Genomic DNA, 26,664 nt, shown 5'->3' on the forward strand with positions numbered 1-26,664 from the left:
CATCGGATGTCTGCCGGGTCCCTTTCTAGCACTCGGTCACGCGTTGCCGGAGTCGGAGGTCTGCGGACCCGCGGCCGAGACGTCGTCGATGCGGTACTTCCGCGTCGCCTCGATCACCTTGTCGCGGGAGACCTCGCCGCGCCGCGCGAGCGCGGTGAGCGCGCCGACGGTGATCGACTCGGCGTCGACCAGGAACTTCCGCCGCGCGGCCGGGCGGGTGTCGGAGAAGCCGAACCCGTCGGTGCCCAGCGTCAGCATGTCGGTCGGCACCCACGGGCGGATCAGGTCCGGCACCGCGCGCATCCAGTCCGACACCGCCACGACCGGCCCGTTCACGCCGGACAGCTTCTCCGTCACGTACGGCACGCGCGGCGAGCTGCCCGGGTAGAGCAGGTTGTCGTGGTCGACCTCGACGGCCTCGCGGCGCAGCTCCGTCCACGACGTCGCCGACCACACCGCGGCCCGCACGCCCCACTCCTCGGCCAGCAGCTTCTGGGCCTTGAGCGCGTCCGGCATCGTGACGCCGGAGACCAGGATCTGCGCCTCGGGACCGTCGCCCGCCGGGGCGTCGGCGTACTTGTACAGACCCTTGAGCAGGCCCTCGACGTCGAGGTTCTCCGGCTCGGCCGGCTGCTGGTACGGCTCGTTGTAGATCGTCATGTAGTAGAACACGTTCTCGCCGTTGCCGTCCGGCCCGGTTTCGCCGTACATCCGGCGCAGGCCGTCCTTGACGATGTGCGCGATCTCGAACGAGTAAGCCGCGTCGTAGGCCACCACGGCCGGGTTGGTCGCGGCCAGCAGCAGCGAATGCCCGTCGGCGTGCTGGAGACCCTCACCGGTCAGCGTGGTCCGGCCCGCGGTGGCGCCGAGCACGAACCCGCGCGCCATCTGGTCGGCCGCGGCGTACAGGCCGTCACCGGTGCGCTGGAACCCGAACATCGAGTAGAAGATGTAGATCGGGATCATCGGCTCGCCGTGCGTGGCGTACGAGGTGCCGACGGCGGTGAACGACGCGGTCGAGCCCGCCTCGTTGATGCCCTCGTGCAGGATGACGCCCTTCTCGGACTCCTTGTACGCCAGCATGAGGCTCGCGTCGACCGAGGTGTAGGTCTGCCCGTGCGGGTTGTAGATCTTCGCCGTCGGGAACATCGAGTCGAGGCCGAACGTGCGGGCCTCGTCCGGGATGATCGGCACGATCCGGCGGCCGATCTCGGAGTCCTTCGCCAGCTCGCGGATGAGCCGGACGAACGCCATCGTGGTGGCGACCTCCTGCTTGCCGGAGCCCTTGCGGATGCCCTCGTAGACCTTGTCGCCGGGCAGCACGAGCGCCTTCGCGGCCTTCGGGCGCCGCTCGGGCAGGAACCCGCCGAGCGCCTTGCGGCGGCCCAGCATGTACTCGATCTCCGGCGAGTTCTTGCCGGGGTGGTAGTACGGCGGCAGCTTCGGGTCGCGCTCGAGCTCCTCGTCGCTGATCGGGATCCGCTGCGAGTCGCGGAACAGCTTCAGGTCGTCGAGGGTGAGCTTCTTCATCTGGTGCGTGGCGTTGCGGCCCTCGAACGCCGGGCCGAGGCCGTAGCCCTTGATGGTGTGCGCCAGGATCACCGTCGGCTGGCCGTTGTGCTCCAGCGCCGACTTGTAGGCCGCGTACACCTTGCGGTAGTCGTGGCCGCCGCGCTTGAGGTTCCAGATGTCGGCGTCGGAGAGGTCCTTGACGAGGTCCTTCGTGCGCGGGTCGCGGCCGAAGAAGTGCTCACGGACGAAGGCGCCGTCGTTGGCCTTGTACGTCTGGTAGTCACCGTCCGGGGTGACGTTCATCAGGTTGACCAGCGCGCCGTCGCGGTCGGCGTGCAGCAGCGAGTCCCACTCGCGGCCCCAGATGACCTTGATCACGTTCCAGCCGGCGCCGCGGAAGTACGACTCCAGCTCCTGGATGATCTTACCGTTGCCGCGCACCGGGCCGTCGAGCCGCTGCAGGTTGCAGTTGATCACGAAGGTCAGGTTGTCCAGGCCCTCGCCCGCGGCCACGTGGATCAGGCCCCGCGACTCCGCCTCGTCCATCTCGCCGTCGCCGAGGAACGCCCAGACGTGCTGGTCGCTGGTGTCCTTGATGCCACGGTCGCGCAGGTAGCGGTTGAACCGGGCCTGGTAGATCGCGTTCATCGGGCCGAGGCCCATCGACACGGTCGGGTTCTCCCAGAACTCCGGCATCAGCCGCGGATGCGGGTACGACGGCAGGCCGCCGCCCTCGCCGGCGTGCGAGTACTCCTGGCGGAACCCGTCGAGCTGCTGCTCGGTCAGGCGGCCCTCGAGGAACGCGCGGGCATAGACGCCGGGGGAGGCGTGGCCCTGGATGAAGATCTGGTCGCCGCCGCCGGAATGGTCCTTGCCGCGGAAGAAGTGGTTGAACCCGACCTCGTACAGCGCCGCGGAGGACGCGTACGTCGAGATGTGGCCGCCGACGCCGACGCCGGGCCGCTGCGCGCGGTGCACCATGATCGCGGCGTTCCAGCGGATGTACGCGCGGTAGCGGCGCTCGATCTCCTCGTCACCGGGGAACCAGGGTTCGTTCTCCGTCGGGATCGTGTTGACGTAGTCGGTCGACGTCAGCGCGGGCACCCCGACGTGCCGCTCCCTGGCGCGCTCCAGGATGCGCAGCATCAGGTACCGGGCGCGCTGCTGACCACCCCTGGCCAGCGCCTCGTCGAAGGAGTCCAGCCACTCGGCCGTCTCCTCCGGGTCGATGTCGGGCAGGTGCGCCGCGAGTCCGTCACGGATGACGCGTACGCGTGCCGGGGTCTCCTTGCCGGAGGCGCCGTCGTTCTGCGGGGCCAAGGGGTCTCCTTGTGAAACGTTGTAGCTGGGTCGTGCTCGTACGTGGGGTGTTCCGACTTTTATCGTCGTCGCCGTTTCCGCTCCCGTCACCTCTACTCGTCGGTAACGTTCGCCGACCCGGTCTCACCACTCCGCGCGCGCCGTTGTATCGCGCGCGCGTTATTCCTCCCCACCCTAGGACAGGCGGTCCGCGAGGGTGGCAGAGCGGTCCCTTCGGGGCCGCCCGAAGCCCGTCGCACGCCGTGCCGACGTGACACGAGTTGCCAAAGATCCGGTGTGGACGGTTGCGCGCAGCGCCGCGCCAGTGTTCGCTATCTCCAACCGTGTAGCCGAGTGTGGTGGCCGCGAGGTCCGCGCAGCGGATGGGCCGCCACGCTCCGTCGTAGTTGGAGGAGTGAAAGCAGTGGTCGCCGCGGGAGACGCTGAGCAGCGCAGCGTCGCCGAAAGGCTTGGCATCAAGCCCGACATGGTGGTCCAGGAGATCGGCTGGGACGAGGACGTCGACGACGACGTTCGCGCGGCGATCGAGGAGCAGATCGGCGGGGAGATCCTCGACGAGGAAGCCCAGGAGGTGATCGACGTCGTCCTGCTCTGGTGGCGGGAAGACGACGGTGACCTCGGCGACGCCCTCATCGACGTCCGGACCCCCCTGGACGAGAACGGCGTGATCTGGGTGCTCACCCCCAAAACGGGGCAGCCGGGACACGTCGAGCCGAGCGAGATCGCCGAGGCGGTGTCCGCGGTCGGCCTCGCGCAGACCGCCAACGTCAGCGTCGGATCCGACTGGATCGGCGTACGGCTGGTGTCGCCGAAGTCGCAGTCCAAGCGGTGAGCACGGTCGCCGGAAGCCGACACGATAGGGTTGACTTCACAGGCACGTGTTCGCCATGGAGAGGAAGCGCGGTATGACCGTCGAGGTCGGTTCGCAGGCCCCTGACTTCACGCTCAACGACTACAACAAGCAGGCTGTCACCCTGTCGTCGTTCCGTGGGGACAAGCCGGTGCTGCTGGTGTTCTACCCGTTCGCGTTCAGCGGCATCTGCACCGGTGAGCTGTGCCAGCTCCGCGACGAGTTCGCCGACTACGACGGCAAGGGCGTCCAGGTGCTCGGCGTGTCCGTCGACACCCCGTTCTCGCTCAAGGCGTGGGCCGAGCAGCAGGGCTACCAGTTCCCGCTCCTGTCGGACTTCTGGCCGCACGGCGAGGTCGCCAAGGCCTACGGCGTGTTCAACGAAGACGCCGGGCTCGCCGTCCGCGGCACCTTCCTCATCGACACCGAGGGCGTCGTCAAGTTCGCCGAGGTCAACGCGCCCGGCGAGGCACGCGACCAGCAGGCTTGGAAGAAGGCCGTGGCCGAACTGGCCTGAGTCTTCCCGGCGGCCGTCCCCGGGCGGGGCGGCCGCCGATCAGGGCGCATAGCTCAGCGGGAGAGCACTCGGTTTACACCCGAGCGGTCGTAGGTTCGAACCCTACTGCGCCCACCCTGTTCGGGTGGCCTGGCGGCCACCACTCCCGGTGTCCTGTCTCGCCGTGGGGGGCCGAGCCCCCCCACACCCCCCACGGTGCGGTCGGTTCCTGAACCAGCGTGGGTCGCACGCGGAGCGTGCTGCCACCCGGTGGGTCCGTTTCGTAGTCCGGTTCCGCTTTGCGTCCTTGTGGAGCCCGTTGCTTACCTTTTGCCTGCCGCTCGCTTTTTACTGGCGGACGGTGTCTTGGTCGGTGGTGGGCCAGGGGATTTCGGTGGGGGTGGTGGAGCGGGAGCGGCGGGTGCGGATGCGAGTGACGCTGCGGCGGATCGAGCGGTGGCGGGCATGGCGGCGGTCACGCAGGCTGTCGACGGCCAGCCAGCAGAGCGCGAGCAGCACCGGCAGGCCGATGACGGCCACGGTGTATCCGGCCCACCAGTTCATGACTCGTCCGGTACTCCCCGGCGTTGGATCGAAGGTGACCCGACTCTACGGCCGGTGGGCCATGATCACGCGGCGTGCCACGCGAACGGGGCCAGTGCCTCATCCAAAGGGGCGTCGGTGAGCCGGTTCGCGAACGTCGACAACGTGTAGGTGCCGACGCCCAGAACCACTTCCAGCGCGTTGCGGGCGGTGAAGCCGTGGGCCAGGAACGCCTGCAACGTCTCCTCCGGAACGGCGCCCGCGGAGTCCATGACCGCGAGCGTGAAGACGCGGAGACCGTCGAGGCGGGCATCGGGCAGCCGCTCCTGGGCGCGGAGCGCCTCGATCAGCGCGGACGGCGCCTCCTTCGCGGCCAGGATCTCCGAATGCATCGCGACGCACACGTGGCATTCGTTGCGGGCGGCCACCGTCATGACGACGACCTCGCGTTCGACCGGCGCCAGTGTCGTGGTTTCGAAGATGCCGCTCAGCTTGAGGAAACCGCCGAGCAGTTCCGGCGACGTCGCCAGTCTGCCGACCGGCGCGGGCACGTAACCGCGGTGGCGGGCGGTCGCGGCCATCGCGGCGCGCGCGGCGGCCGGGGCGGAGTCGAGGGTGTGATCGGGGAAGGCGGACATGGTGTCTCCCGGCTAAAGTAGTCAACGTGGTTGACCAAAACGTAAACCAGGTTGTCGATTTGTGCAAGGGGCAGTGATGGCCGAACAGGGTCCGCCCGGGTACGAGCTGCCGTTGCTGCTGTTCGCCGGCTTTCGCACGCTCATCGACCGGCTGCACGCCGAGCTGGCGCGGCAGGGACATCCGGACGTCCGTCCCGCGCACGGGTTCGCGATGCAGGCGATCGGCGTCCACGGCGTGACGGCTACCGAGCTCGGGCGCAGGCTGGGAGTGTCCAAACAGGCCGCGGGCAAGACCGTCGACCGGTTGGTGGCACTGGGTTACGCCGAACGCGCGGACGATGCCGCGGACGCCCGCCGCAAGGTCGTCCGCCTTACGCCACGCGGACTCGACGCGCTGGCCCGGTCGGCCGTCGTCTTCGACGACCTCCGTGCGCACTGGGTCGCGGAAATCGGGGCGGACCGGGTGCGGGCGATGGAGGACGGACTCCGGGCCGTCGTGGCGCCGGGCGGGTTCGGCTTCGACGTCGCCGGGTGGTTCGGCGGCTGACCCCTCGAATGTCCACTGTGGACGCGGCGCGCGGCACGGCTGGTGCGTTCGGGTGAATCGTCGCTTGCTGTGTCCACGCGGGCACACTCCGGCCATACCTTGGAGTTCTCCGGGGGCCGGTGCAAGGGGGAGCCGTCGTCCGGCTCACCACCGGGGAGGGTGTCGAGTGCGCGAAACGGGGCATCGGCATTTCACCAGCGCGCTGGCCAGCGCCGAATTCCGGGCGATGTGGCTGGCCGAAGCCCTGTCCCAGGTCGGGGACCAGCTCGCGCGGGTGGCGCTGGCCCTGCTGGTGTTCGGGCGGACCGACTCGGCGCTGCTGACGGCGCTGACCTACGCGCTGACGTTCCTGCCGTCGCTGCTGGGCGGGCTGCTGCTTTCCGGGCTGGGGGACCGGTTCCCCCGGCGCACGGTCATCGTCGTGACGGACGTCCTCCGGGCCTGCCTGGCCGCGGCCATGGCGATTCCGGGGCTCCCGCTCGGGGCGCTCTGGGGCCTGGTCGCGCTGCTCACCCTGGCGGGCGCGCCGTTCAAGGCCGCGCAGCTGGCCCTGCTGCCCGACGTCCTTCCGCCGGGACGTCACGAGGCGGGCCTCGGGCTCCGGCAGGTCACCATCCAGATCGCGCAGGTGGCAGGGTTCGGGCTGGGCGGCGTGCTCGTCACCGCCGTCGGCCCCGGCGCCGTACTGCTGTTCAACGGCGGGACGTTCCTGATCGGCGCGCTGGCGGTGTTCTTCGGCGTCCGGGCGCGCCCGGCGGCGCGTCGGGACATCTCGCCGTCGAAGGACGGAGCCCGGCCGCGCGGGAAACCCGACCGCCGGATAGTGGCGATCGTCATCCTGTCGTCGCTGATGGGCCTGCTCGTCGTTCCGGAAGCGCTCGCGGCTCCCTACGCGAACGCCGCGGGGGCGAAGCCGTTCATGGTCGGACTGCTGATGGCGGCCGACCCCGTCGGCAGCGTCGTCGGCGGGTGGTGGGCGGGAAGGCGGGCTTCGGCGCCGGGGGCGCGTTCGGTGATCCTGCCCATGGCGCTGGGCGGCCTGCCACTGGCCGCTTGCGCGTTCGCGCCGGGGCTGGGGTGGACCATCGCGTTGTGGGCGGCCTGCGGCGCGCTGTGCACGGTGTACATGGTGCGCAGCCAGGCCGTGGTGATGTCCGTCGTCGACAACGCGCGGCGCGCGACGGTGATGGGCCGGATCACCACGTGCCTCTACACGTCACAGGGACTGGCGATGGCAGGGGCGGGGGTCGCCGCCGATCTGCTGGGGCCCGCGGCCTCGGTGGCGATCGCGGGCGGACTGGCCACCGTCTGCGCGGCGGGAACCATGCTCGTGTGGCGGGGAGCCCGTCCCCGGCAGGCGCCGGCCGCCGACCTGTCACTCCGCGCGTAGCGTGCGCCGGAGCATCTTGCCGCTGTCGGTGCGGGGCAGCCGATCCCGGAACTCGAACCGCCTCGGCGTCTTGAACCCGGCCAGCGCGCCGCGGCAGTGTGCCGCCAGCCGTTCGGCCAGCGCGTCGTCCGCGGCGACGCCCTCGCCCGGCTGCACCATCGCGACGACCCGCTGTCCCCATTCCTCGTCGGGTTCGCCGATCACCGCGACGTCGGCGACGTCGGGATGGCTCAGCAGCCGGGCCTCGATCTCGGCGGGGTAGATGTTGACCCCGCCGGAAAGGATCAGGTCGGTCCGCCGGTCACGCAGGAACACCCGGCCCTCGGCGTCGAGGTAGCCGACGTCGCCGACGGTGAGGAACTCGCCGGACCTGTTCGCGGCCGTCTTCTCCGGGTCCCGGTGGTAGCCGAGATCGGTGTGCACGGAGCTGAAGTAGAGCGTGCCGGTCTCGCCTGCCGGCAGCTCCGCGCCGTCCTCGCCGAGGACCTTCACCCGGACACCGGGCAGCGGACGGCCGACCGTGCCCGGCTCGGCAAGCCATTCGTCCGGCTGTACTACGGAAACCATGCCCTCCGAAGCGCCGTAGTACTCGGTGACGATCGGCCCGAGCCAGGCGAGCATCCGTTCCTTGACCTCGCGCGGGCACGGCGCCGCGCCGTGCATCACGCTGGTGAGCGAGGACAGGTCGTAGCGCGTGCGGACTTCTTCGGGCAGGCGCAGCAGGCGGTGGAGCATCGTCGGCACCACGTGGGTGGTGGTGACGCGGTACCGCTCGATCAGCCGCAACGTCTCTTCGGCGTCGAAACGGGACATCAGCGCCACTGTGTGCCCGAGATGCAGCGCGCTGAGCGAGTACGCGCCCGGCGCCGCGTGGTACAGCGGGCACGGCACCAGGTGCACCCCGGTGCCGGGGGAAACGCCGAGCAGCTCCATCACGTGCTGGTAGTCCGGGTGCAGCGCGGGCGGCTTTCCGCTCAACGGCCGCCGCACGCCCTTGGGTCGTCCGGTGGTCCCGGACGTGTAGACCATCGTCGCCCCGGAAGTCCGGTTCTCCGGCACGGTTTCCGGTTCTTCGCTGCCCCATTTCGCGTAGTCCGACCAGTTTTCGGTGTTTCCCACCGAGAATCGGCGTTCGGCCGGTATGCCGAGTTCGTCCAAAGTGGACGTGCAGGCCGCGGCGATGTCCGCGTCCGCGATGACCACCCGTGACTCGCTGTTTTCGACGATGTAGCCGATTTCGCCGGACGTGGACCGGTAGTTGACCGGGGTGAAGTACATCCCCGCCTGGAGCGTCGCGAGCTGGACCTCGTAGTGGGGGAGTCCATTGTGGAGGATCACGGTGACGCCGTCGCCGACACCGAGACCGAGTGCGCGCAGTGCGTGCGTGAGCTGGTTGACCCTGGCCGCCAGCCGCCCGAAGCTCACCTGCCGGCCGGCGGGGTCGATGACCGCGATCCGGTCGGGGTCGGCGGTCGCGATGTCGTAGAACGTGCTCACCCGCGGCTCCTGTCGGTGATCGGCTGCCCCCTCCCTGCCAGGCTACTGTGCCGTTAGTTACGAATCCGACCACAGTCACGGCGGAAACGGGTATCTGCGAGCAGGTCGGCTGCGGCCCGTGTCCGCCTGCTTTTGGTCGGATTAGTAACTGCGCGCCAAGCCGTTCGGCCATGCTCAGCGGCGCAACGTTTCCAGGTGCCGCCGCACGACGGCGCGCATCAGGTCCGGGGTGACCCGGTCCGGGTGCGAGATGCCGCCGAGGGTCAGTCCGTCGAGCAGGGCCGCCAATCGCTCGGCCTCGAGATCGAGGTCCAGCCCGGCCCCGAGTGAGCCCCGTTTCTCCGCCTCGGCCAGTGATCTGCGGGTGAGCAGGCGCGTGCCCTCGTGCAGCTGAGCGGTCTCGGCGGCGATTCCAGGCCGGATCCGCGCGGCGGCGGAAAAGGCGAGCCACACCTCGGCCTCGGCGCGGCGGGTCTCGTCGAGCGGGAGAAGTTCGCCGAGCAGTTCGGTGGTCTGGTCCAGCGACGCCTCGCTCCCCGGTGTGGTGTCGCCGAGCAGTTGGTCGGCGCGCGCGGCGATGCGGGCGGCCGTGCGCCGCGTGAGCGTCCGCATCGCGAAGACGATCAGCTCCTCGTGGTTGGCGAAGTAGTGGCGGACCGAGCCGATCACCAGCCCGGCCTCCTCCGCGACCGCGCGCAGGGATGCCTGGTCGAGGCCGTCGCGGCGGATCACCCGGAACACGGCTTCGGCGATGGCTAGACGGCGGGCCTCGGGGTCGACGATCTTCGGCACCTTGCCTTTATAGCACGTCTTTGCTAATTTATTTAGCACGCTGATGCTATAAAGGGGGGCTTCATGAACGGCTGGGTGATCGCGGCGCTCGTGTGCGCCGGGGTGGTCGTGGTAATCGTGCGCAGGGTGCGCGGTGAGCCGTTGGTGGCGCGCGAGGTGTACGGGACACCGCTCATTTTGATCGTCATCGGGGGCAGTGGCCTGCTCAAACAGAACCTGACCGCGGTGGACGTGCTGTGGCTGGTACTCGGCTCGGCGGTCGGGATCGGGTTCGGCGCGGTTCGCGCGCGCACCACGAAGCTGTTCGAACGCGACGGTGTCCTCTGGCAGCGCTACACCGGGTGGACGTTCGCGGTGTGGGCTGTTTCGCTCGCGGCCAACTTCGGGATCGGCACGCTCGCGGTCGCGAACGGGATGCACGAGCAGGCCCGCCCGATGCCGTTGTCGATCGGGCTGAGCCTGCTCGGAGAGGCGCTGATGCTCGCCTGGCGGGCGAAGGACACCGGAGTTCCTTACGCACCACCGAGCCGGCGGGAGTTGTCGCGCCGCTAGAGTTTCGCGACCTCGCGCACGAGGAGGTCGATCTCGTCCTCGGTGTTGTAGTAGTGCGCCGACGCGCGGACCAGATCGGGCAGCTTCCGCGCGGTGAAGTCGAACTGGGCGGAGGTGCTGCTCGACACGCTGGTGTTGATCCTCGCCGCGGTCAGCGCGCGTTTGACGTCGGCGGCGGGGGTGTCTTCGAGGCTGAACGTGACGATGCCGCATTTGCGCGCGCCCTGGTCGTGCACCTGGACCCCGGGGAGTTCACCGAGCCGTTCGCGCAGGGTGTTCGCCAGCGCGCTCACCCGGGCGTCGATGGCGGGCAGGCCCCACTCCAGCGCGTAATCGACGGCCGCGCCGAGCCCGAGCACCAGCGCGGTGTTGCGCTCCCACACCTCGAATCGCTTGGCGGTCGGGTCGACGGTGTACTCGCTGGGGGACGTCCAGCTCGCCGAGTGCAGGTCGAGCATCGCGGGCTCCAGCCGGGCCCGGAGTTTCGGGTGCACGTAAAGGAAACCGGTGCCGCGCGGGCCGCGGACGTATTTGCGGCCGGTCGCGCTGAGTGCGTCGCACTTGAGCCGCCGGACGTCGAGGTCGAGCTGCCCGGCCGACTGGCAGGCGTCGAGCAGGAACGGGATCCCGGCCTGCTCGGCGACCTCGCCGATCTCCTCGGCGGGGTTGACCAGTCCGCCCTGGGTCGGCACATGGCTGACGGCGATGAGCTTGACGTCGTCGCCGATGCGGCGGCGCAGCTCCGCGACGTCGAGCTGGCCGGACTCGTCGTCGCCGATCACCTCGACCTCCACGCCGGTGCGGCGCTTCAGCTGCAGGAACGAGATGACGTTGCTGGCGTACTCCGCCTGGGACGTCAGGATCCGGTCGCCGGGGCCGAACGGGAACGAGTAGAAGACCGCTTGCCAGGACCGCGTGGCGTTTTCGGTGATCGCGATGTCGTCGGCTTCGGCGTTGAGCAGCCGGGCCACCGACGCGTAGACGGCGTCGAGCTTTTCGGACACCGCGGCGGTGGCCTCGTAGCCGCCGAGGTGGGCTTCCTCACGAAGGTGTCCGAGCACGGTGTCCAGCACGACGGCGGGCGGCAGCGCGGAGCCCGCGTTGTTGAAATGCACGACGTCGGCGCAGCCGGGCGTCTCCGCTCGGGCGCGCTCTACGTCCAGGTCCTGAATACTGGTCATACGGACTGAATACAGTACGGCCGTGCTGCATGCAATACTGCTCCCATGCCGAGGGAGCTCTTGCGTCGCGATCTCATCCAGGAAATCACCGCGCGTGTGCTCGACGGGCGGCTCGCGGCCGGGGCGCGGATCAACGAGGTGCACCTCGCGCGGGAGCTCGGCGTGAGCCGGACGCCGCTGCGGGAGGCGCTCATCGGGCTGGCCGATCGCGGGATGCTCGTGTCGGCGCCGGGACGGGGTTTCCTGGTCCCGCCGCTGGAACCCGAGGAGGCGCGGCGGCTCTACCCGCTCGTGGCGGAGCTGGAGTCGCTGGCGCTGCGCTGGACGTCGTCGTTCGACCTCGCCGGGCTGCCCGACGCGCTCGACGTCGTCGCGGAGGAGATGGCTTCGGTGCTGGATTCCGGCGGTGATCTGCTGGACGCGGACGAACGCTGGCACGCGTTGTTGCTGTCCCGCTGCGGCAATCCCCATCTGCTGCGGCTGATCGAGCAGACGAAACCGTTGCTGCGCCGCTATGACACGCTGTACTTCGGGGGAGCGCACCGCGCGGCGGAGAGCATCGACGAGCATCGCCTGATCGCGGCGTCGATCCGGGCGGGGGATCTGCCCGCGGCGTCCGACCTGCTCGTCCGGAACTGGGTGAAGACGTTGGCGTTTCTGGAAAGGGGTTGACCGTGGCGGTTTTCGCGCAGCTGAGCGACATCCATCTCGACGGCGGGGAGCGTGCGGAGGCGCGGGTGGCGGCGGTGATGGCCTACCTCGGCGGGCTCGCGCGGCCGGTCGACGCGGTGCTGGTGACCGGCGACATCGCCGACCACGGCCTGCCCGAGGAGTACCACCGCGCGGCGGAACTGCTCAAGCATTCCTCGCCGGTCCTGACCTGTCCCGGGAACCACGACGTCCGCGCCGCCTTCCGCGAGGTGCTGCTGGACGCGCCGCCGGAGGACGGTCCGATCAACAGCGCGCACGAGGTGGGCGGGACGCTGTTCGCGATGTGCGATTCGACGATTCCCGGCAGCGGGGCGGGTTTTCTCGACGACGAGACGCTGAGCTGGCTGGACTCGGTGCTCGCTTCCGGCGAAGGGCCCGCGTTCGTCGCGTTCCACCATCCGCCGGTCGAGGTCGGCGTCCCGGCCGTGGACAGGATCCGGCAGTCCGGCGAGGACCGGCTGGCCGCGGTGCTCGCGCGGCACCCCCGCGTCGTGGCGCTGCTGTGCGGGCACGTGCACACCGGCGCGTCGACGACGTTCGCCGGGCTGCCATTGCGGGTCGCGCCCGGTGTCGTCTCTGGCTCCCTGCTGCCGGCCGAACCGGGCGGTGACCGCGACTGGCCCGACGGCGGGCCGATCGAGTACGACCGGCCGCCGTCGCTCCTGCTCCACGTCCTGCACGAGGACGGGCGGCTCACCAGTCACGTGCGCTCCGTCCCGCTCTGATCCGGGGTGGCTCAAACGCCCCAATGTGGCATTGGGTGCGCTCGCCGCACCGAGGGACGCCCTCGTCGCACTCAACGCACCGAGGGCGTCCCTCGGACTTCCCCGCGCAGGCCGACGGTAGCGCCTGACGGCGCGAAGCCCCGCCGGACCAACACTCCACAAAGGACTCAGCCGGGGAAGACCGGGAGGGTCAGGTGGCTGGGGTGGGCCGGGTCGTGGAAGATCTCGAAGCGGCAGGGCTTTCCGGCCACCGCCGAGACGAGCGGTTCCCCGGTGCCGTGGTTACGGGCGAACCGGGGGAAGGCGCCGCCCGCGACCTGGACCCGTAGCCGGTGCCCGCGCCGGAACCGGTACGCGGTCGGCTCCAGCTCGATCGACGCCCGCACCACGCCGTCCACATCGGACTCCGGGAAGCCGGGACGGAGCCGGAGGATGCCCTCGGTGACGTTGAGCGAGACGCCGCGACTGTCCACATCGCACAGTCGCACGTAGACATCGGCGTGGCCGAGGTCGGTGCGCACGTGGATGGTCGCGGACACCTCGCCGATGAGGTCGAGATCCGCCGCCAGCGGGGCGCCGGTGAACACGAGCACGTCCGACCGCGCTTCGACGGCCTGGTTGTCCCGCTGCTTGGTCTTCCCGGTCAGCAGCGGCCCCCCGACCGACGGCGTCGGGTCGGCCGGATCGTAGGTGAACTTCGCGGGCACGGAATCGCGCGGTACGTCCTCGCCGAGTCCGCCGATCGGCTGAAGGTGGAGCGGTTTCGCGGTGGTTTCCTCCGGCGGCCACTGGTCGAAGTCGAGCCAGCGCCCCGCTCCCTGCAGGTAGATCCGCACCGGGGCCCGCCGCAGCTGGGCGCTGTCACCGTGCAGGTGCGCGCGCAGCCACGAGATCTGGTCGGGCACGAGCACCCGGAGCATGCCGGGTTCGCCATGCGCCCACGGGCCGATGGTGATCCGCGGATTCCGGCCCGCCGCGGCAAGGGTGCGGAAATCGCGCAGCTGTTCGGCGAGGAACAGGTCGTACCAGCCGGTCACCATGCTCACCGGGGTCTTCAGCCCGGCCACTTCTTCGCGGTGGTCGACCATGGACCAGAACGGGTCGCCCGGCTCGGCGTGCGCGGTGACGTCCTGCAGGAATCGCACCGGCTTCCCGATCGCGGCGACGTCGGCGGCGGAGATCGGCAGGGTCGTCATCGCCCGCCGGGTCCGGCGGGTCTGGAACGGGTTGGGCAGCGCGGCGAACCGCTGTTCCTGTCGCCCGATCAGCGTGGACCATGACACCATGTCGTCCGCGGCGAGCGTCCCGCCGGGGTAGAAGGTCGAGATGAATTCCGACGCGGTGATCCCGAGGCACATCGCCTCCAGCGGTGGGTCGAGGTACGGCCCGAGGGCCCACTGCGTGTACCCGAGGTAGCTGCCGCCCGCCATGGCCAGCCTGCCGTCACACCACGGCTGTTCCCGCAACCATGCCGCGGTGGCGAGCCCGTCCTCCTTCTCCAGGTGGAAGGGCCGGAACTCGCCCCCGGAGCCGAAGGTGCCCCGGGTGCTCTGCACGACCACCTGCAGCCCGTGCCGCGCGAACGCCGCGCCGAAGATCTTGCCCATCAGCCCGCCCCTGCCGTAGGGCGTGCGGATCAGCACGACCGGCGCCGACGTGGTCCCGGCGGGGGCGTAGCGGTCGGCGAGCAGCCGGACGCCGTCGGGCATCGGGATCGGCAGCTCCTTGGTCACCACCGGCGGCGGGCCTTCGGCAGGAGGCAGGCCCAGCAGTCGGTCGACAACTCGCTCCAGCACGGATCCGCCTTTCGCCGGGTGATCTCTCCCACCCGACGCTACCCGCGGAACGCGTCCCCGTGCCGCCGTTCACTTCGAGCGATCAGGCCGTCGCGGGCGGGACCAGCCTCGCGACGGTTTCCGGGCGCAGCAGCTTCGCCAGCTCGTCCGCGGGCAGGAGTCCCTTTTCGACGACCAGTTCGGCCACGCCCCGCCCGGAAGCCAGTGCCTCCTTGGCGATCTCGGTCGCCGCCGCGTACCCGATGCTCGGGTTGAGCGCGGTCACCAGCCCGATCGAGTTGTCGACATATCCCCGCATGACGTCGGCATTGGCGGTGATGCCCTCGACGCAGCGCCGCGCCAGCACGAGGCAGCCCGACCGCAGATGCGTGATGCTCTCCGACAACGCGTGCAGGATGATCGGCTCGAACGCGTTGAGCTGCAGCTGCCCGGCTTCGGCGGCCATGGTCACCGTGACGTCGTTGCCGATGACCTCGAACGCGATCTGGTTGACCACCTCGGGGATCACCGGGTTGATCTTGCCAGGCATGATCGACGACCCGGCCTGCACCGGCGGCAGATTGATCTCGTTCAGCCCCGCCCTCGGCCCCGAGGACAGCAGCCGGAGATCGTTGCAGCCCTTGGAAAGCTTCACCGCGATCCGCTTGAGCACCCCGGACAGGTGCACGAAAGCGCCGCAGTCCTGCGTCGCCTCCACCAGGTCCGCCGAGGTCACCAGCGGCAGGCCGGTGATCTCGCGCAGGTGACGGCACGCGGCTTCGGCGTACCCCGGCGCCGCGTTGAGCCCGGTACCGATCGCGGTCGCGCCGAGGTTGATCTCGTGCAGCAGCGTGACCGCCTCGGTCAGGCGCAGCCGGTCCTCGCCGAGCATCACCGCGTACGTCCCGAATTCCTGGCCCAGTGTCATCGGCACCGCGTCCTGCAACTGCGTGCGGCCCATCTTGAGCAGGTCGTGGAACTCGGCGGCCTTCGCCGCGTACGCCTGTTCCAGCACGATCATCGCCTCGGAAAGCTCGCGTACCGCGATGATCGTCGCGAGCCGCACCGCGCTCGGGTAGGCGTCGTTGGTGGACTGGCCGAGGTTGACGTGTTCGTTCGGGTGCAGCCGGGCGTAGTCGCCCTTCTCGTGCCCGAGCAGTTCGAGCGCGCGGTTGGCGATCACCTCGTTGGCGTTCATGTTCGTCGACGTACCGGCGCCGCCCTGGACGACGTCGACGACGAACTCGTCGTGCAGCGCGCCCGCCCGGATTTCCTTGCAGGCCGCGCAGATCGCTTCGGCGTCCGCCGGCGACAGCAGCCCCAGCTCGGCGTTCGCACTGGCCGCGGCCTCCTTCACCGCGGCCAGCGCCTCGATCAGGTGCGGATAGGCCGAGATCGCGGTGCCCGTGATCGGGAAGTTCTCCCGGGCCCGCGCGGTGTGCACGCCCCAGTACGCCCCTGCCGGAACTTCCTTGTCCCCCAGCAGATCGTGCTCGACGCGGTGTGTCATGTCTCTCCCCCTAGGCGGCGCTGGCCAGGTGCCGCGCCAGCGTCCCGGTGACCCGCAGGCCGTCGGGTCCGTCCGTCCCCGCGAACGGTGCGAGTGCCGCACTGTCCACACCGGACAGTGCGAGCGCGGCGGCCAGCACCGGCGGCCGGGCCCGGTCGGCGCCGTCGGCGATCTTGATCGCCACCGCCGTCCCGTCCGGCAGCGCCGCGACCTGAACGGACTCGAAACCGTCCTTCGCGATCAGCCCCGGCACCGCGCGCATCAGCGCCGTGACGTCCCGCCGCGACCCGCCCACCAGCTCAGGGTGCGCCCGGATGCCGTGCGCGACAAGGGCTTCCGGGGTGCCCGAAGGGGCGGTGGCGATCCGCGAAAGCGCGGTCGCCAGTCCTCGCAGCGTCATCGCGAACAGCGGCGCGCCGCAGCCGTCGACGCTCACGTGCGGGATCGGCGCGCCGGTCAGGTCCTCGACGCTGGTGGCGATCGCCAGTTGCAGCGGATGGCCGGGGTCGAGGTAGTCGTGCTCGGACCAGCCGTACTTGCGGCAGGTCGCGAGCATCGCCGCGTGCTTGCCCGAGCAGTTGTGCGCGAGCCTGCTCGGCACGCGCCCGGCGGCCACCCACTCGTCCCGCTCGACCGGGTCGAACGGGTAGTCCTCCGGGGTACGCAACGCTTCCGGGGTGAGGCCGTGCGCCGCCAGGATCGCGCGCGCGGCGTCGAGGTGGATGCCTTCGCCGGAGTGACTGGCCGCGGCGATCGCGAACCCGGCGGGCGGCAGGCGCAGCCCGAGCCGCGCCATCGCCGCCGCCTGCAGCGGTTTCGCCGTCGAACGCGGGTACATCACGGCGTCGGGATCGCCCGCGGCGATCAGCGTCGACCCGTCCGGCGCGAGCACCACTACCGAACCGTGGTGCACGCCTTCGACCATGCCGCCGCGCATCAGGTGCACGAGCGGTTCGTGCGCGGGAACCGTGGTTCTCACAGCTTTTCCTCCGCGGCTTCCAGCACGCTCATGTCGATCCGCTTGCGTACGCAGAACCAGCCGACCACCAGCGCGACGAGGATCGCGGGCAGCGCCATCAGCGTGATCCGCCCGGTCTCGTCGAAGCCCATCAGCACCACGACCGCCGCGAGGAACACCAGCGTCGCGATCTCGGTGTAGGGCGAGAACGGCAGCCGGTAGGACGGCCGCGTCACCTCGCCGCGTTTCGCCTTGCGCACGAACAGAAGATGGCTCAGCACGATGATGGCCCAGGTGCCGAGGATGCCGACCGCGGCGAAGTTCAGCACGATCTCGAACGCGTCCTTCGGCACCAGGTAGTTCAGCCCGACACCGAGCACGCACACCGCGGCGGTGAGCAGGATCCCGCCGTAGGGGACCTGGTTCCTGTTCATCACGCCGGTGAACTTCGGTGCCGACCCCGCCTTCGACATCGACCGCAGGATCCGGCCGGTGGAGTAGAGGCCGGAGTTGAGGCTGGACATGGCGGCGGTGAGCACGACCAGGTTCATGATGCTGCCCGCCGACGGCACACCCAGATGCGAAAGCACGGTGACGAACGGGCTTTCGTTCTTGCTGTAGGAACTCCACGGCATCAGCATCGCCAGCAGGACCACCGAACCGACGTAGAAGACCGCGATCCGCCACATGATGGAGTTGATCGCCTTCGGCATGATCTTCTGCGGGTTCTCCGTCTCACCGGCCGCGACGCCGACCAGTTCGCACGAGGCGTAGGCGAACACGACGCCCTGGACGATCAGCACCATCGGCAGGATCCCGGCGGGGAAGATCCCGCCGTGGTCGGCGATCAGCTGCGGGCCGGGGGCGTGGCCGTCGATCGGGGTCTGCGTCACCAGCAGCACGATGCCGACGACCATGAAGACCACCAGTGCGGCGACCTTGATGATGGCGAACCAGAACTCCATCTCGCCGAACAGCTTCACCGACACCAGGTTCAGCGTCAGCACGACCGCGAGCGCGATCAGCGCGAGCACCCACTGCGGGATCGGCGTGAAGAACGACCAGAAGTGCGCGTACAGCGCGATCGCGGTGATGTCGGCGATCCCGGTGGTCGACCAGTTCAGGAAGTGCATCCAGCCCGCGACGTACGCGCCCTTCTCGCCCATGAACTCCCGCGCGTAGGAGACGAACGCACCCGAGGACGGCCGGTACAGGATGAGTTCGCCGAGCGAACGCACCACGAAGAAGGCGAACAGCCCGCACACCGCGTACACGATGGCGAGCGCCGGGCCCGCCTGCGTGAGCCTGCCGCCCGCGCCGAGGAACAGGCCGGTCCCGATCGCGCCGCCGATGGCGATCATGTTGATGTGCCGGGACTTCAGCGATTTGCTGTAGCCGACGTCGCCGGCGTCGACCCGCGCCGGGGCGGCCTGTTCGGTGGTTTGGAGGGTCTCGCTCACGGTGTCAGTCGTCCTTGTCCGGGGTTTTCGCGTGGCTCGGCCGCACGATGGTGGTCAGGGCGTTTTCGACGTGCTGCAGATGCGCGGTCATCGCGGCCACGGCCGCCTCCTCCGAACCGGCGGCGATCGCCGTGACGATCCGGCGGTGCTCGACGTTCGACTGCGCGCGCCGTCCGCCGAGCTGGTTGAGGAACGACGACTGGCGGGCCAGCGCGTCGCGGATCTCCTCGATGACCTTGCCGAACACCGGGTTCCCCGATGCCTGCGCGATCGTGATGTGGAACAGCGAGTCGAGCGCCACCCAGGCGGTGTTGTCGGTCTCCGCGTCCATGCGGGTGACCAGATGGCCGAGCAGGTCGAGATCGTCGGAGCCGCGGCGCAGCGCGGCGTACCCGGCGACCGGGATCTCCACGTGGCGGCGCACCTCGAACAGGTCGCGGGCCGAATACGGCCCGAAGGTCGGGTTCTCCACCGGCCCGTTCGCGGTCACGAACGTGCCCTTGCCGGTGTGCGACATCGTCAGCCCGAGCGCCTGCAACCCGCGCAGTGCTTCCCGGATCACCGAGCGGCTGACCTCGAACTCCTTGCCGAGGCTGGCCTCCGAGGGGAGCTTGTCGCCGACCGCGTAGTCTCCCCGCTCGATGGCACGCCGGAGATGGGCCAGGACGGCTTCCATGGCGCTCACCCGACGCGGACCCTGTCCGGCTGTCTGGCTGTCAGACAGGTTCATGGGCGAGATCGTCGGGTTCGACCGTCCACATTGTCAAGACGACGGCTGGCCGCTCGGCGGGGGCGCGCGTCGGACGGGTCGCTGACCTGCGGTGATCATCGGGAATGTGGGTCAGTTCACGGCTGCGATGAGGCTCGTGAGCCATTGCGCGAGGTCGGCGTCGACGGTGCTTTCCCCGAACTGGAAGCCGTGCCGGGCGCCGGGATAACGCCGGAGTTCGGTCCGGACGCCGGCGTCGCGGGCACGTCCGGCGAACGCCGTGACGTCGTCGAGCAGGACCTCGCCGGTGCCGACCGCGAGCCACAGCGGCGGCAGGTTTTCCAGCGGCAGGTGCGCGGGGGAGTGCGGGCCGGCCGGGTCGAGTCCGCCGAGGTAGGCCCGGACGGACTCGGCGAGCACGGCCCGGCCGATGATGTCCTTGCCTTCGTTGGTGAGGAAGGACGCGCCGGGCAGCGTCAGGTCGGTGACCGGGGAGATCGCCGCGACGCCCAGCGGCAGGCGGCCGCTGTCGATCAGCCGGGCCACCGCGGACAACACGATCGTGCCGCCCGCCGACTCGCCGAGGAGCACGAACGGCCCGTCGATTCCGCGGCACGCGTCGAGGACGTCCTCGATCTGCGCGGGACAGCGGTGTTCCGGCGCGAGCCGGTACGCCACCGGGACGACCCGGAGCCCGGCCGCGGCCAGCGCCTGTGCCCTGGCGGCACCGAGTTCCGGGTCGTACGAGGTGAATCCGCCGCCGTGCGCGTGGACGACGGTGACCGGCGTGGTCATGCGCGGGTCAGCGCGATGACCGGGAACGGGCGGCCGGTCTTCGCCTGGTGCTCGGTCAGCCTGCCGAACATGGCCGCCTGCGCGGCGAACAGCCGGTCGCGTTCCTCGCCGATGATTTCGGTGGCCCGCGCCGGGAACGTCTCGCCGCCGGTCTCGACGGTGACCGCCGGGTTCGTGCGCAGGTTCCGGTACCAGTCCGGGTGTTCCGGGGCGCCGCCGTTGGCCGCGAACACCACCTGACGCTCGCCGTCGGGCAGGTACAGCAGCGGCGTCAGATGCGGTTGTCCGCTGCGCGCGCCCGTGGTGGTGAGCAGCAGCATCGGCGGCCCGTCAGCCTGCCCGCCACGCGCGCGGAAGCCGGCGATCACACGCTCGTTCATGGCTCGCAGGTCGATCTTCATCCGTCTCCTTCACTCGAACTTCAACAGTGTTGAAGTCTGCCGTGCGCACCTCCTCGCGTCAACGTGATTTCCTCCGGCGGCGTGTGCTGAAGGGGACTTTCCTCTCGTCGCATGCGAGGAAAGTCCCCTTCAGCAAATCCCGTGAGACGAACGTCCCCTTCAGTCCATGACAACGGGACAGGACGCCGTCGCCGCGTTGACCCCGGTTCGGCCGTATCGGTAGCGTTACGGACCGTCAGACTGACAACGATGTCAAAGGACGGTCATGGCGAACCGGACCCTGCGCACGTTCCTCACCACGCTCGGCGTCGCGACACTCGCGGCCACCACGATCACCCCGGCGCAAGCCGCCGTCGCGCTGGTCGCCGACCCGGTGTCCTTTGTGGACCCGATGATCGGCACCACCAACGCGGGCAACGTCTATCCCGGCGCCACGAAGCCGTTCGGGATGATCGCCTGGAGCCCGACCACGACCAAGGGCAACCAGGCGGGCAGCGGCGCGGCGGGCGGCTACCAGTACGACGTCACGCGGCTGCGCGGGTTCAGCCTGACCCACCTGAACGGCACCGGCTGCACGCCCGGCGCGTCCGGGGACGTGCCGATCATGCCGTTCCCCGGTGAAATCCGGACGTCTCCCTCGGCCGACAGCAAGGACGAGATCTTCGCCAGCGACTTCTCGCACGCCGACGAGACCGCCGAGCCGGGTCACTACCGCGTGGGCCTCGCCAACGGGACGAGCGCCGATCTCACCGTCACCGACCGAGCCGGGCTCGGCCGCTTCACCTTCCCGAAGGGCGAACCCGCGAACCTGCTGTTCCGCACGTCGAATTCCTTGCCCGGCAGCAAAAATGCCGACATCCGTATCGACGCCGAACACGCCACGGTGACCGGATCGGTCGACTCCGGCGGCTTCTGCGGACGCACCGACGGCGGCGCCGAGAACCAGCGCTCCTATTACACGCTCCACTTCAGCGTCCAGTTCGACAAGCCGGTCGTCGGCCAGGGCACCTGGGCCGACGGCACGCTGCGTCCCGGCACGAGCCGGGCGAGCGGCGGCGAGGGCTTCACCGACGCGGCGCGGCCGGGCCACGGCTCGGGCGGCTACGTCACCTTCGACCCGGCGAAGGGACCGGTCACCGCGAGGATCGGTATTTCCTATGTCAGCGCGGCGAACGCGCGGCGCAACGCCGACGCCGAGATCCCGGCGGGCACGTCCTTCGACGCCGTCCGCGGTGCCGCCCGGCGCGCGTGGCAGGGCGAGTTGTCCCGGATCGTCCTCGGCGGCGGCACGCGTTCGCAGCTCACGACCTTCTACACCGCGCTCTACCACGCACTCCAGCAGCCGAGCCTGGCCAACGACGTCACCGGTGAATACCTCGGCAGCGACGGCAAGGTCCACCGGCTGGCGAAGGGACAGCGGGCGCAGTACGGCACGTTCTCCGGCTGGGACGTCTATCGCGCGCAGGTCCAGCTTCTCGCGTTCCTCGATCCACGCCGAGCGAGCGACTACGCCCAGTCGTTGTCCAACTTCGCCGGGCAGAACGGCGGCGAATGGGACCGGTGGCTGCACAACAACGGCCCCACTCACGTGATGAGCGGTGACCCTTCGGCACCCGCGCTCGCCGGGATGTATGCCTTCGGTGCCAAGGACTTCGACGTGCGCGGTGCCTTCGACTCGCTCGTCCGGGCGGCCACCGTGCCCACCGCGAACGACACGCGCGACGCGGGTTGTCCCGTGCAGTGCGTCGGCCAGCGCCCTGGCCTCGGTGAGTACCTGCGTCTGCACTACGCCCCGGACAACGCTTGCCACTGCTGGGGTTCGGCGGCGGAAACACTCGAGGATTCCGTCGCCGACTACGCGCTTTCCGACTGGGCCGCACGCCTCGGCCGCGCGCCGGAACAGACGAACTTCCTGGCCCGCTCGGCGTACTGGCGGAACTTGATCAACCCGAAGGCGACGGCCGCGGGCCCGTACGTCCAGGCCCGCCGCGCGGACGGCGGCTGGGTGACGCCGTTCGACCCGGCTTCGGACGCCGGGTTCGTCGAGGGCAGCAGCGCGCAGTACACCTGGATGGCCTCGCACGACGTCCGCGGTCTCGTCGCCGGGCTCGGCGGCGACAAGGCCACGGTGACCCGGCTCGACGCGTTCTTCCACGACAGCGCTGGGAAATGGGCGCTGACCGGCATCGACGACCTGCACTACAACCCTGGCAACGAACCGGACATCAACGCGCCATGGCTGTACGACTACCTCGGCCGTCCGTGGCAGACGCAGGAAACGGTCCGCCAGATCGTGAACACCGTGTACGGCCCCGGCACCGGCGGCCTGCCCGGCAACGACGACCTCGGCACGATGTCGTCCTGGTACGTCTTCGCCGCGCTCGGCATGTTCCCGCAGATCCCGAGCCGCGCGGACCTCGTGCTGGCGAGCCCGTTGTTCCCGAAGGCGGTCGTACACCGCGGCAACGGCGCCACGATCACCGTCGAGGCTCCGCGCGCCTCGGCCGGCACGTTCTACGTCCAGGGCGTGCGGGTCAACGGTTCGCCGACGCCGCGGCCGTGGGTGTCGGAGGCGTTCGTGACGAACGGCGGCACGATCACCTACGACCTGGGCACCCGGCCCAACACCGGCTGGGGGACCGCGCCGGCCGACGCGCCGCCGCAGGCACCTCTTTCCTGACTGCCAGGGTGACCGGGCACACTAAGGGGAATGAGCCCTCGCAGCCGTGGCCGTAAGCCGAAAAAGCAGAAGAAGACCAAGGCACAGCGCTTCCCCCTCACCGTCGTGCCCCCGGTCGAGGAATGCGACTGCCCGGAGTGCACCGGCGAGGAAATCGACCCGGAGACCCTGATCAAGGGCTTGGCCGCGGTCGGTGAGGACCTCCGCGCGGAGGAGGACCCGCTCCAGGCGGAGGTGACGGGAGCACTCGTCGTGGCCAACAGCCAGTTCGGCGGTGGCACTGCAGAGCTGTTCCTCGACGGCCTCCTGCCGGCGATCGAAGCCGAGGCGTCTCCCGGGGCGTTGGCGCTGCTGCTGGCGGTCGGCTCGGTCGGCGACGGCAGCCTGGGCGAAGCCGCGTCGGCGGCCGCCGCCCGGCTCGTGGGCGCGGGGGTGCCGGAGCCTCGATGGGCGGCCGAACTCGGCGAGCCCGTGACGGTTTCCGGATGCAAGCGGCTCGGCGACACCCTCGGCCTTGTCGCGGTGTTCGTCGGCCACTTCCAGCGTGGTGACCGGTCACACGGCTTGGTGATCCATGTGGACAATGCGGACTGCGGCGCCGCCAGGGACATCATGGTCCTCGAAAGCCGCGACGTGTCCAGCATGGTCGACAGCATGCGTAAGGATTGCGTCGCGGCCGGGCTCGAATTCGTCGAGGAGGATCTTGAGCCCGCCGAGTTCCGCCGACAGGTCGAGACCGCACTGGACGTGCGAGAGGACCACGGTGAAGACCCGCTGGCCGCGCTGCTGCTGGACGACGAGCTGGACGAGGAATCGGAGCTGCCCGCCTACCCCGCGAACGCCATGCTGACGCGGGCCAGGCTGCGCGGCCTTCCGGAGTCGTCCAAGCCCAGGACGCCACATCCCGCCGACTGCGGTGACAGCGTGTCGTACCTGACGTCCAGGCCGCCTCTCGATCTCGGCCCTGTGGAGACGGCGGAGCTGCCGCCGAAGCGGAAGAAGACCGACGGCCCCGCGCCCGTTTACCAGCTCAAGATGAGCCTGAAGGGCGCGAAGCCGCCGATCTGGCGACGGCTGGAAGTGCGTGCGGACACCACGCTTTCCCTGCTGCACGAGATCGTCCAGATCGCCTTCGAATGGGAGCACAGCCATCTGCATGTGTTCCAGACCCCGTATGGCGATTTCGGGATTCCCGATCCGGAGCTGGCTTTCGGCGACGAAAGCGCTGTGGCTCTCGAACAGGTCGCACCCGAGGCGAAGAGCAAGTTTCGCTACCTTTACGACTTCGGTGACCACTGGGAGCACGAGATCCTCGTCGAGAAGGTGGTGGACGCCGACCCTGCCGCGACCTACCCGCGCTGCACCGGCGGCCGCCGCGCCGCCCCGCCGGAGGACTGCGGCGGGGTCGGCGGCTACGAGCACCTCGTCGCGACCCTCGCTGATCCGGACGATCCGGACCACGAGTCGCAGCTGGACTGGATGGGTCTCTGTGACGGCGATGAGTTCGAACCGGAGCATTTCAGCGCCGACGAGGTGAACGAGGAACTCGGAGAGTCCGGACTGGTCACACGGTCTTGAACACCCCGCCGTCGACGCGGTAGTCGGTGCCGGTGATGTTCGCCGCGTGCGGTGAGGCCAGGAACGCGACCAGCGCGGCGGTTCCCTCGGGCTCGGCGAGCCGTCCGGTGGTGATGCCCATCCGCCCGGGCAGCTCGGCGAGGAACGTGTCGAGGTCGAGCCCGGCTTCCCTCGCGAGGTCGCCGGCCATGCTCGACGGGTCCGACCAGTTCTGGGTGCGGGTCGGACCGGGGCTCACGGTCACCGCGCGGACGCCGTGGCGGCCCAGTTCCTCGGCGAGTGCCTTGCTGACGTTGGTCAGCGCGGCCTTGGCCCGCGCCTTACTCGATCGGGGGATGCGTGAACCGGGCGCCGATCGACGGCATCGTGATGATCACACCCCGGCGTTCGACGACGCTCGGCAGGACCGCGCGGGTGACCCGGACCGCGCTGAACAGGTTCAGCGCGAACGTCTCCTGCCAGGCGTCGTCGTCGATGTCGGCGAACCGCTCGTCGTGCCCGATCCCGGACCGGACCCGCCGAGGTTGTTGACCAGGATGTCGACGCCGCCCAGCACGTCGAGGGCGCGAGCGCCCAGCGTCCTCGCGCCCTCGCGGGTCGACAGGTCCGCGGTCACGGCGGTGACGTCCGGGGCGAGCGCGGCCAGCTCGGGGGTGACGGTGCGCGCCGCCGCGACCACGCGCACGCCCTCGGCGGCCAGCGTGCGGACGATGGCGAGCCCGATGCCCTTGCTGCCGCCGGTGACCACCGCGGTCTTCCCCGCCAGACGCAGGTCCATGATCTCTCCCACTTTCTTGAACTAGAGTTACAAAATTTGGGCAGGAAAGCGTGCCCAAGGGGTGGAGCGACTCTCAGAGCGCGCGTAGCGCCGTCTCGGCCAGTCCGGCCAGCCGGTCGGGGTCCGGACCGGCCTTGGCCAGCACCCGGATGCCGTTGATGGTGGCGAGCAGGAGGGCAGCGAGCGCTCCGGCGTCGACGTCCGCCGCGATCTCCCCAGCCCGCTGGCCTTCCCTGATCGTGTCGCGGAAAGCTGTCTCCTGCCGGTCGAAGACGCGACGTACCAGCACGTTCACCTCGTCGTCCCGGTCCGCGAACTCGACGGCGGCGTTGGCGGCGAGGCAGCCGCGGCGCCGGTCGTCGGTGAGCGCGGCGTCGACGACCAGCTGGAGTGCGGCGCGGAGCCGATCGCGAGCCGGGCCGGGGGCGTCGAGCGTTTCGATCAACCGGACCGTCTCGGTCTCGAAGTAGCGCCGCAGTGCGCGCTCGTACAGGGAATGCTTGCTGGTGAAGGCGTTGTAGAGACTGCCGCGCCCGATGCCGAGCGCGTCGACGAGCTGTTGTGGGGTGGTTCCGGCGTAACCGTTGGACCAGAACACTTCCATCGCGCGTGTGACGGCCACGTCCTCGTCGAAGCTCTTGCCGCGTGCCATGAGGGGAGCTAACCAAATTCTTGAACCAGAGGTCAAATATGGCGAACCGGCGCGTCGTGGTGGCACAGGATGAGCCTTCGGAGCAGACTGACCCAGCAGCACCGGCCGGTTCGTCCGGCGCATAGGGTGGAGACCCCGGCCGCGTCGCAGCATCCACGCCGGACCCGTTCGTCTTAGGGGAGGTTTTCGCTGGTGTCGAACGATTCTTTCGTCCACCTGCACGTCCACACCGAGTATTCGATGCTCGATGGTGCGGCGAAGATCGCTCCCTTGTTCGCGGAGGCGGCGCGGCTCGACATGCCCGCGGTCGGCATGACCGACCACGGGAACATGTACGGCGGCGACGAGTTCTATCAGCAGGCCAAGAAGCACGGGCTCAAGCCGATCATCGGCATCGAGGCCTACATCGCGCCGGAGAGCCGCTTCCACAAGAAGCCGGTCTTCTGGGGCCAGGCGAACCAACGCGGCTCGGACGAACTGGGTGAGGGCGGCGACGTCTCGGGCGCCGGTGCGTACACCCACATGACCATGCTGGCGCGGAACGCCACCGGGCTGCGGAACCTGTTCAAGCTGTCGTCGCTGGCCAGCATGCAGGGGTATTACCGGAAGCCGCG

Annotated in this window: 27 protein-coding genes and 1 tRNA gene; 11 read left to right on the top strand and 17 right to left on the bottom strand. The window is 69.8% G+C overall.

The features are described from left to right. Positions 1-36 precede the first annotated feature (36 nt). Entirely contained in the window at positions 37-2,832 is a 2,796-nt protein-coding gene (gene aceE / locus ACFWY9_RS06545; RefSeq protein ID WP_378330596.1) for a pyruvate dehydrogenase (acetyl-transferring), homodimeric type, read from the bottom strand. A gap of 403 nt (positions 2,833-3,235) precedes the next feature. Here aceE and ACFWY9_RS06550 point away from each other — a divergent pair, with 403 nt between their 5' ends. The 3 genes from ACFWY9_RS06550 to ACFWY9_RS06560 all read left to right on the top strand — a co-directional run bounded on the left by ACFWY9_RS06550 (position 3,236) and on the right by ACFWY9_RS06560 (position 4,313). Next, positions 3,236-3,664 carry a DUF3052 domain-containing protein gene (locus tag ACFWY9_RS06550; protein ID WP_378330597.1) on the top strand — a complete coding sequence of 143 codons (429 nt, stop codon included), beginning with the start codon at positions 3,236-3,238 and terminating at the stop codon, positions 3,662-3,664. Positions 3,665-3,737: 73 nt separating this feature from the next. Next, positions 3,738-4,199, top strand: coding sequence for a peroxiredoxin (locus tag ACFWY9_RS06555; protein ID WP_378330598.1), 462 nt, complete (start codon positions 3,738-3,740; stop codon positions 4,197-4,199). Between the two features lie 42 nt (positions 4,200-4,241). Beyond that, positions 4,242-4,313: transfer RNA gene (locus ACFWY9_RS06560), tRNA-Val, on the top strand. A gap of 213 nt (positions 4,314-4,526) precedes the next feature. Here ACFWY9_RS06560 and ACFWY9_RS06565 read toward each other — a convergent pair. Next, complete coding sequence (locus ACFWY9_RS06565) at positions 4,527-4,742, bottom strand: hypothetical protein (RefSeq protein ID WP_378330599.1); 216 nt, start codon at positions 4,740-4,742, stop codon at positions 4,527-4,529. Between the two features lie 65 nt (positions 4,743-4,807). Beyond that, on the bottom strand, positions 4,808-5,359 hold the full coding sequence (locus tag ACFWY9_RS06570) for a carboxymuconolactone decarboxylase family protein (RefSeq protein ID WP_378338331.1): 552 nt from the start codon (positions 5,357-5,359) through the stop codon (positions 4,808-4,810). Positions 5,360-5,435: 76 nt separating this feature from the next. On the opposite strand from ACFWY9_RS06570, the gene ACFWY9_RS06575 reads away from it, so the two are divergent. Beyond that, a complete protein-coding gene (locus ACFWY9_RS06575; protein WP_378330601.1) occupies positions 5,436-5,906 on the top strand; it encodes a MarR family winged helix-turn-helix transcriptional regulator in 471 nt (156 codons plus the stop codon). A 166-nt stretch (positions 5,907-6,072) separates the two neighbouring features. Continuing rightward, positions 6,073-7,296 carry an MFS transporter gene (locus tag ACFWY9_RS06580; RefSeq protein ID WP_378338332.1) on the top strand — a complete coding sequence of 408 codons (1,224 nt, stop codon included), beginning with the start codon at positions 6,073-6,075 and terminating at the stop codon, positions 7,294-7,296. Here ACFWY9_RS06580 and ACFWY9_RS06585 read toward each other — a convergent pair. Together ACFWY9_RS06585 and ACFWY9_RS06590 are read right to left on the bottom strand one after the other, a co-directional pair. Further along, positions 7,282-8,793, bottom strand: coding sequence for an AMP-binding protein (locus ACFWY9_RS06585; protein ID WP_378330603.1), 1,512 nt, complete (start codon positions 8,791-8,793; stop codon positions 7,282-7,284). The two genes, ACFWY9_RS06580 and ACFWY9_RS06585, sit on opposite strands and share 15 nt — an antisense overlap. A gap of 174 nt (positions 8,794-8,967) precedes the next feature. Continuing rightward, the gene (locus ACFWY9_RS06590) at positions 8,968-9,585 is read right to left on the bottom strand and encodes a TetR/AcrR family transcriptional regulator (RefSeq protein WP_378330604.1); all 618 of its coding nucleotides are present in this window, start codon (positions 9,583-9,585) and stop codon (positions 8,968-8,970) included. A gap of 63 nt (positions 9,586-9,648) precedes the next feature. On the opposite strand from ACFWY9_RS06590, the gene ACFWY9_RS06595 reads away from it, so the two are divergent. Then, positions 9,649-10,137: a DUF1453 domain-containing protein gene (locus ACFWY9_RS06595; RefSeq protein ID WP_378330605.1), complete on the top strand. Its 489-nt coding sequence runs from the start codon at positions 9,649-9,651 to the stop codon at positions 10,135-10,137. Here ACFWY9_RS06595 and ACFWY9_RS06600 read toward each other — a convergent pair. Continuing rightward, positions 10,134-11,318 carry an aminotransferase class V-fold PLP-dependent enzyme gene (locus ACFWY9_RS06600; protein ID WP_378338333.1) on the bottom strand — a complete coding sequence of 395 codons (1,185 nt, stop codon included), beginning with the start codon at positions 11,316-11,318 and terminating at the stop codon, positions 10,134-10,136. The genes ACFWY9_RS06595 and ACFWY9_RS06600 overlap by 4 nt on opposite strands. 45 nt (positions 11,319-11,363) lie before the next feature. Between ACFWY9_RS06600 and ACFWY9_RS06605 the strand changes: the two genes are divergently transcribed. Together ACFWY9_RS06605 and ACFWY9_RS06610 are read left to right on the top strand one after the other, a co-directional pair. Beyond that, entirely contained in the window at positions 11,364-11,990 is a 627-nt protein-coding gene (locus ACFWY9_RS06605; RefSeq protein WP_378330607.1) for a GntR family transcriptional regulator, read from the top strand. 2 nt (positions 11,991-11,992) lie between these two features. Beyond that, positions 11,993-12,754, top strand: a complete 762-nt coding sequence (locus ACFWY9_RS06610; protein ID WP_378338334.1) for a phosphodiesterase — start codon at positions 11,993-11,995, stop codon at positions 12,752-12,754. A 167-nt stretch (positions 12,755-12,921) separates the two neighbouring features. Here the strand turns inward: ACFWY9_RS06610 and ACFWY9_RS06615 are convergent, their stop codons facing one another. From ACFWY9_RS06615 to ACFWY9_RS06645, 7 genes are all read right to left on the bottom strand, one after another. Then, positions 12,922-14,550, bottom strand: a complete 1,629-nt coding sequence (locus tag ACFWY9_RS06615) for a CocE/NonD family hydrolase (RefSeq protein WP_378338335.1) — start codon at positions 14,548-14,550, stop codon at positions 12,922-12,924. An 82-nt stretch (positions 14,551-14,632) separates the two neighbouring features. After that, a complete protein-coding gene (locus ACFWY9_RS06620; RefSeq protein WP_378338336.1) occupies positions 14,633-16,039 on the bottom strand; it encodes an aspartate ammonia-lyase in 1,407 nt (468 codons plus the stop codon). A gap of 10 nt (positions 16,040-16,049) precedes the next feature. Next, the gene (locus tag ACFWY9_RS06625) at positions 16,050-16,976 is read right to left on the bottom strand and encodes an asparaginase (RefSeq protein WP_378338344.1); all 927 of its coding nucleotides are present in this window, start codon (positions 16,974-16,976) and stop codon (positions 16,050-16,052) included. A 38-nt stretch (positions 16,977-17,014) separates the two neighbouring features. Beyond that, the gene (locus ACFWY9_RS06630; protein ID WP_378330620.1) at positions 17,015-18,358 is read right to left on the bottom strand and encodes an amino acid permease; all 1,344 of its coding nucleotides are present in this window, start codon (positions 18,356-18,358) and stop codon (positions 17,015-17,017) included. A 103-nt stretch (positions 18,359-18,461) separates the two neighbouring features. Next, positions 18,462-19,133 carry a FadR/GntR family transcriptional regulator gene (locus tag ACFWY9_RS06635; protein WP_378330621.1) on the bottom strand — a complete coding sequence of 224 codons (672 nt, stop codon included), beginning with the start codon at positions 19,131-19,133 and terminating at the stop codon, positions 18,462-18,464. Between the two features lie 165 nt (positions 19,134-19,298). After that, positions 19,299-19,961: an alpha/beta hydrolase fold domain-containing protein gene (locus ACFWY9_RS06640; protein WP_378338337.1), complete on the bottom strand. Its 663-nt coding sequence runs from the start codon at positions 19,959-19,961 to the stop codon at positions 19,299-19,301. Beyond that, on the bottom strand, positions 19,958-20,362 hold the full coding sequence (locus ACFWY9_RS06645) for a nitroreductase/quinone reductase family protein (protein WP_378338338.1): 405 nt from the start codon (positions 20,360-20,362) through the stop codon (positions 19,958-19,960). The genes ACFWY9_RS06640 and ACFWY9_RS06645 overlap by 4 nt, the downstream gene beginning before the upstream one ends. Before the next feature lie 265 nt (positions 20,363-20,627). Here ACFWY9_RS06645 and ACFWY9_RS06650 point away from each other — a divergent pair, with 265 nt between their 5' ends. Then, complete coding sequence (locus ACFWY9_RS06650) at positions 20,628-23,042, top strand: GH92 family glycosyl hydrolase (RefSeq protein ID WP_378330613.1); 2,415 nt, start codon at positions 20,628-20,630, stop codon at positions 23,040-23,042. Between the two features lie 30 nt (positions 23,043-23,072). Continuing rightward, positions 23,073-24,620, top strand: coding sequence for a plasmid pRiA4b ORF-3 family protein (locus ACFWY9_RS06655; protein ID WP_378338339.1), 1,548 nt, complete (start codon positions 23,073-23,075; stop codon positions 24,618-24,620). Here ACFWY9_RS06655 and ACFWY9_RS06660 read toward each other — a convergent pair. The 4 genes from ACFWY9_RS06660 to ACFWY9_RS06675 form a co-directional block, all read right to left on the bottom strand. Next, positions 24,607-24,957 (bottom strand): SDR family oxidoreductase, encoded by a 351-nt coding sequence (locus tag ACFWY9_RS06660; RefSeq protein WP_378338345.1) that lies wholly within the window; start codon positions 24,955-24,957, stop codon positions 24,607-24,609. The two genes, ACFWY9_RS06655 and ACFWY9_RS06660, sit on opposite strands and share 14 nt — an antisense overlap. Beyond that, positions 24,941-25,123 (bottom strand): SDR family NAD(P)-dependent oxidoreductase, encoded by a 183-nt coding sequence (locus ACFWY9_RS06665; RefSeq protein WP_378338346.1) that lies wholly within the window; start codon positions 25,121-25,123, stop codon positions 24,941-24,943. Before ACFWY9_RS06665 ends, ACFWY9_RS06660 begins: the two co-directional genes overlap by 17 nt. Continuing rightward, positions 25,060-25,398 carry an SDR family NAD(P)-dependent oxidoreductase gene (locus tag ACFWY9_RS06670; RefSeq protein ID WP_378338340.1) on the bottom strand — a complete coding sequence of 113 codons (339 nt, stop codon included), beginning with the start codon at positions 25,396-25,398 and terminating at the stop codon, positions 25,060-25,062. The genes ACFWY9_RS06665 and ACFWY9_RS06670 overlap by 64 nt, the downstream gene beginning before the upstream one ends. 73 nt (positions 25,399-25,471) lie before the next feature. After that, on the bottom strand, positions 25,472-26,050 hold the full coding sequence (locus ACFWY9_RS06675) for a TetR/AcrR family transcriptional regulator (protein WP_378338341.1): 579 nt from the start codon (positions 26,048-26,050) through the stop codon (positions 25,472-25,474). 192 nt (positions 26,051-26,242) lie between these two features. Between ACFWY9_RS06675 and ACFWY9_RS06680 the strand changes: the two genes are divergently transcribed. Further along, the coding region (locus ACFWY9_RS06680) for a PHP domain-containing protein (RefSeq protein WP_378338342.1) at positions 26,243-26,664 on the top strand (422 nt) is incomplete at its 3' end.

Source organism: Amycolatopsis sp. NPDC059027, from assembly GCF_042739735.1.
GTDB lineage: Bacteria > Actinomycetota > Actinomycetes > Mycobacteriales > Pseudonocardiaceae > Amycolatopsis.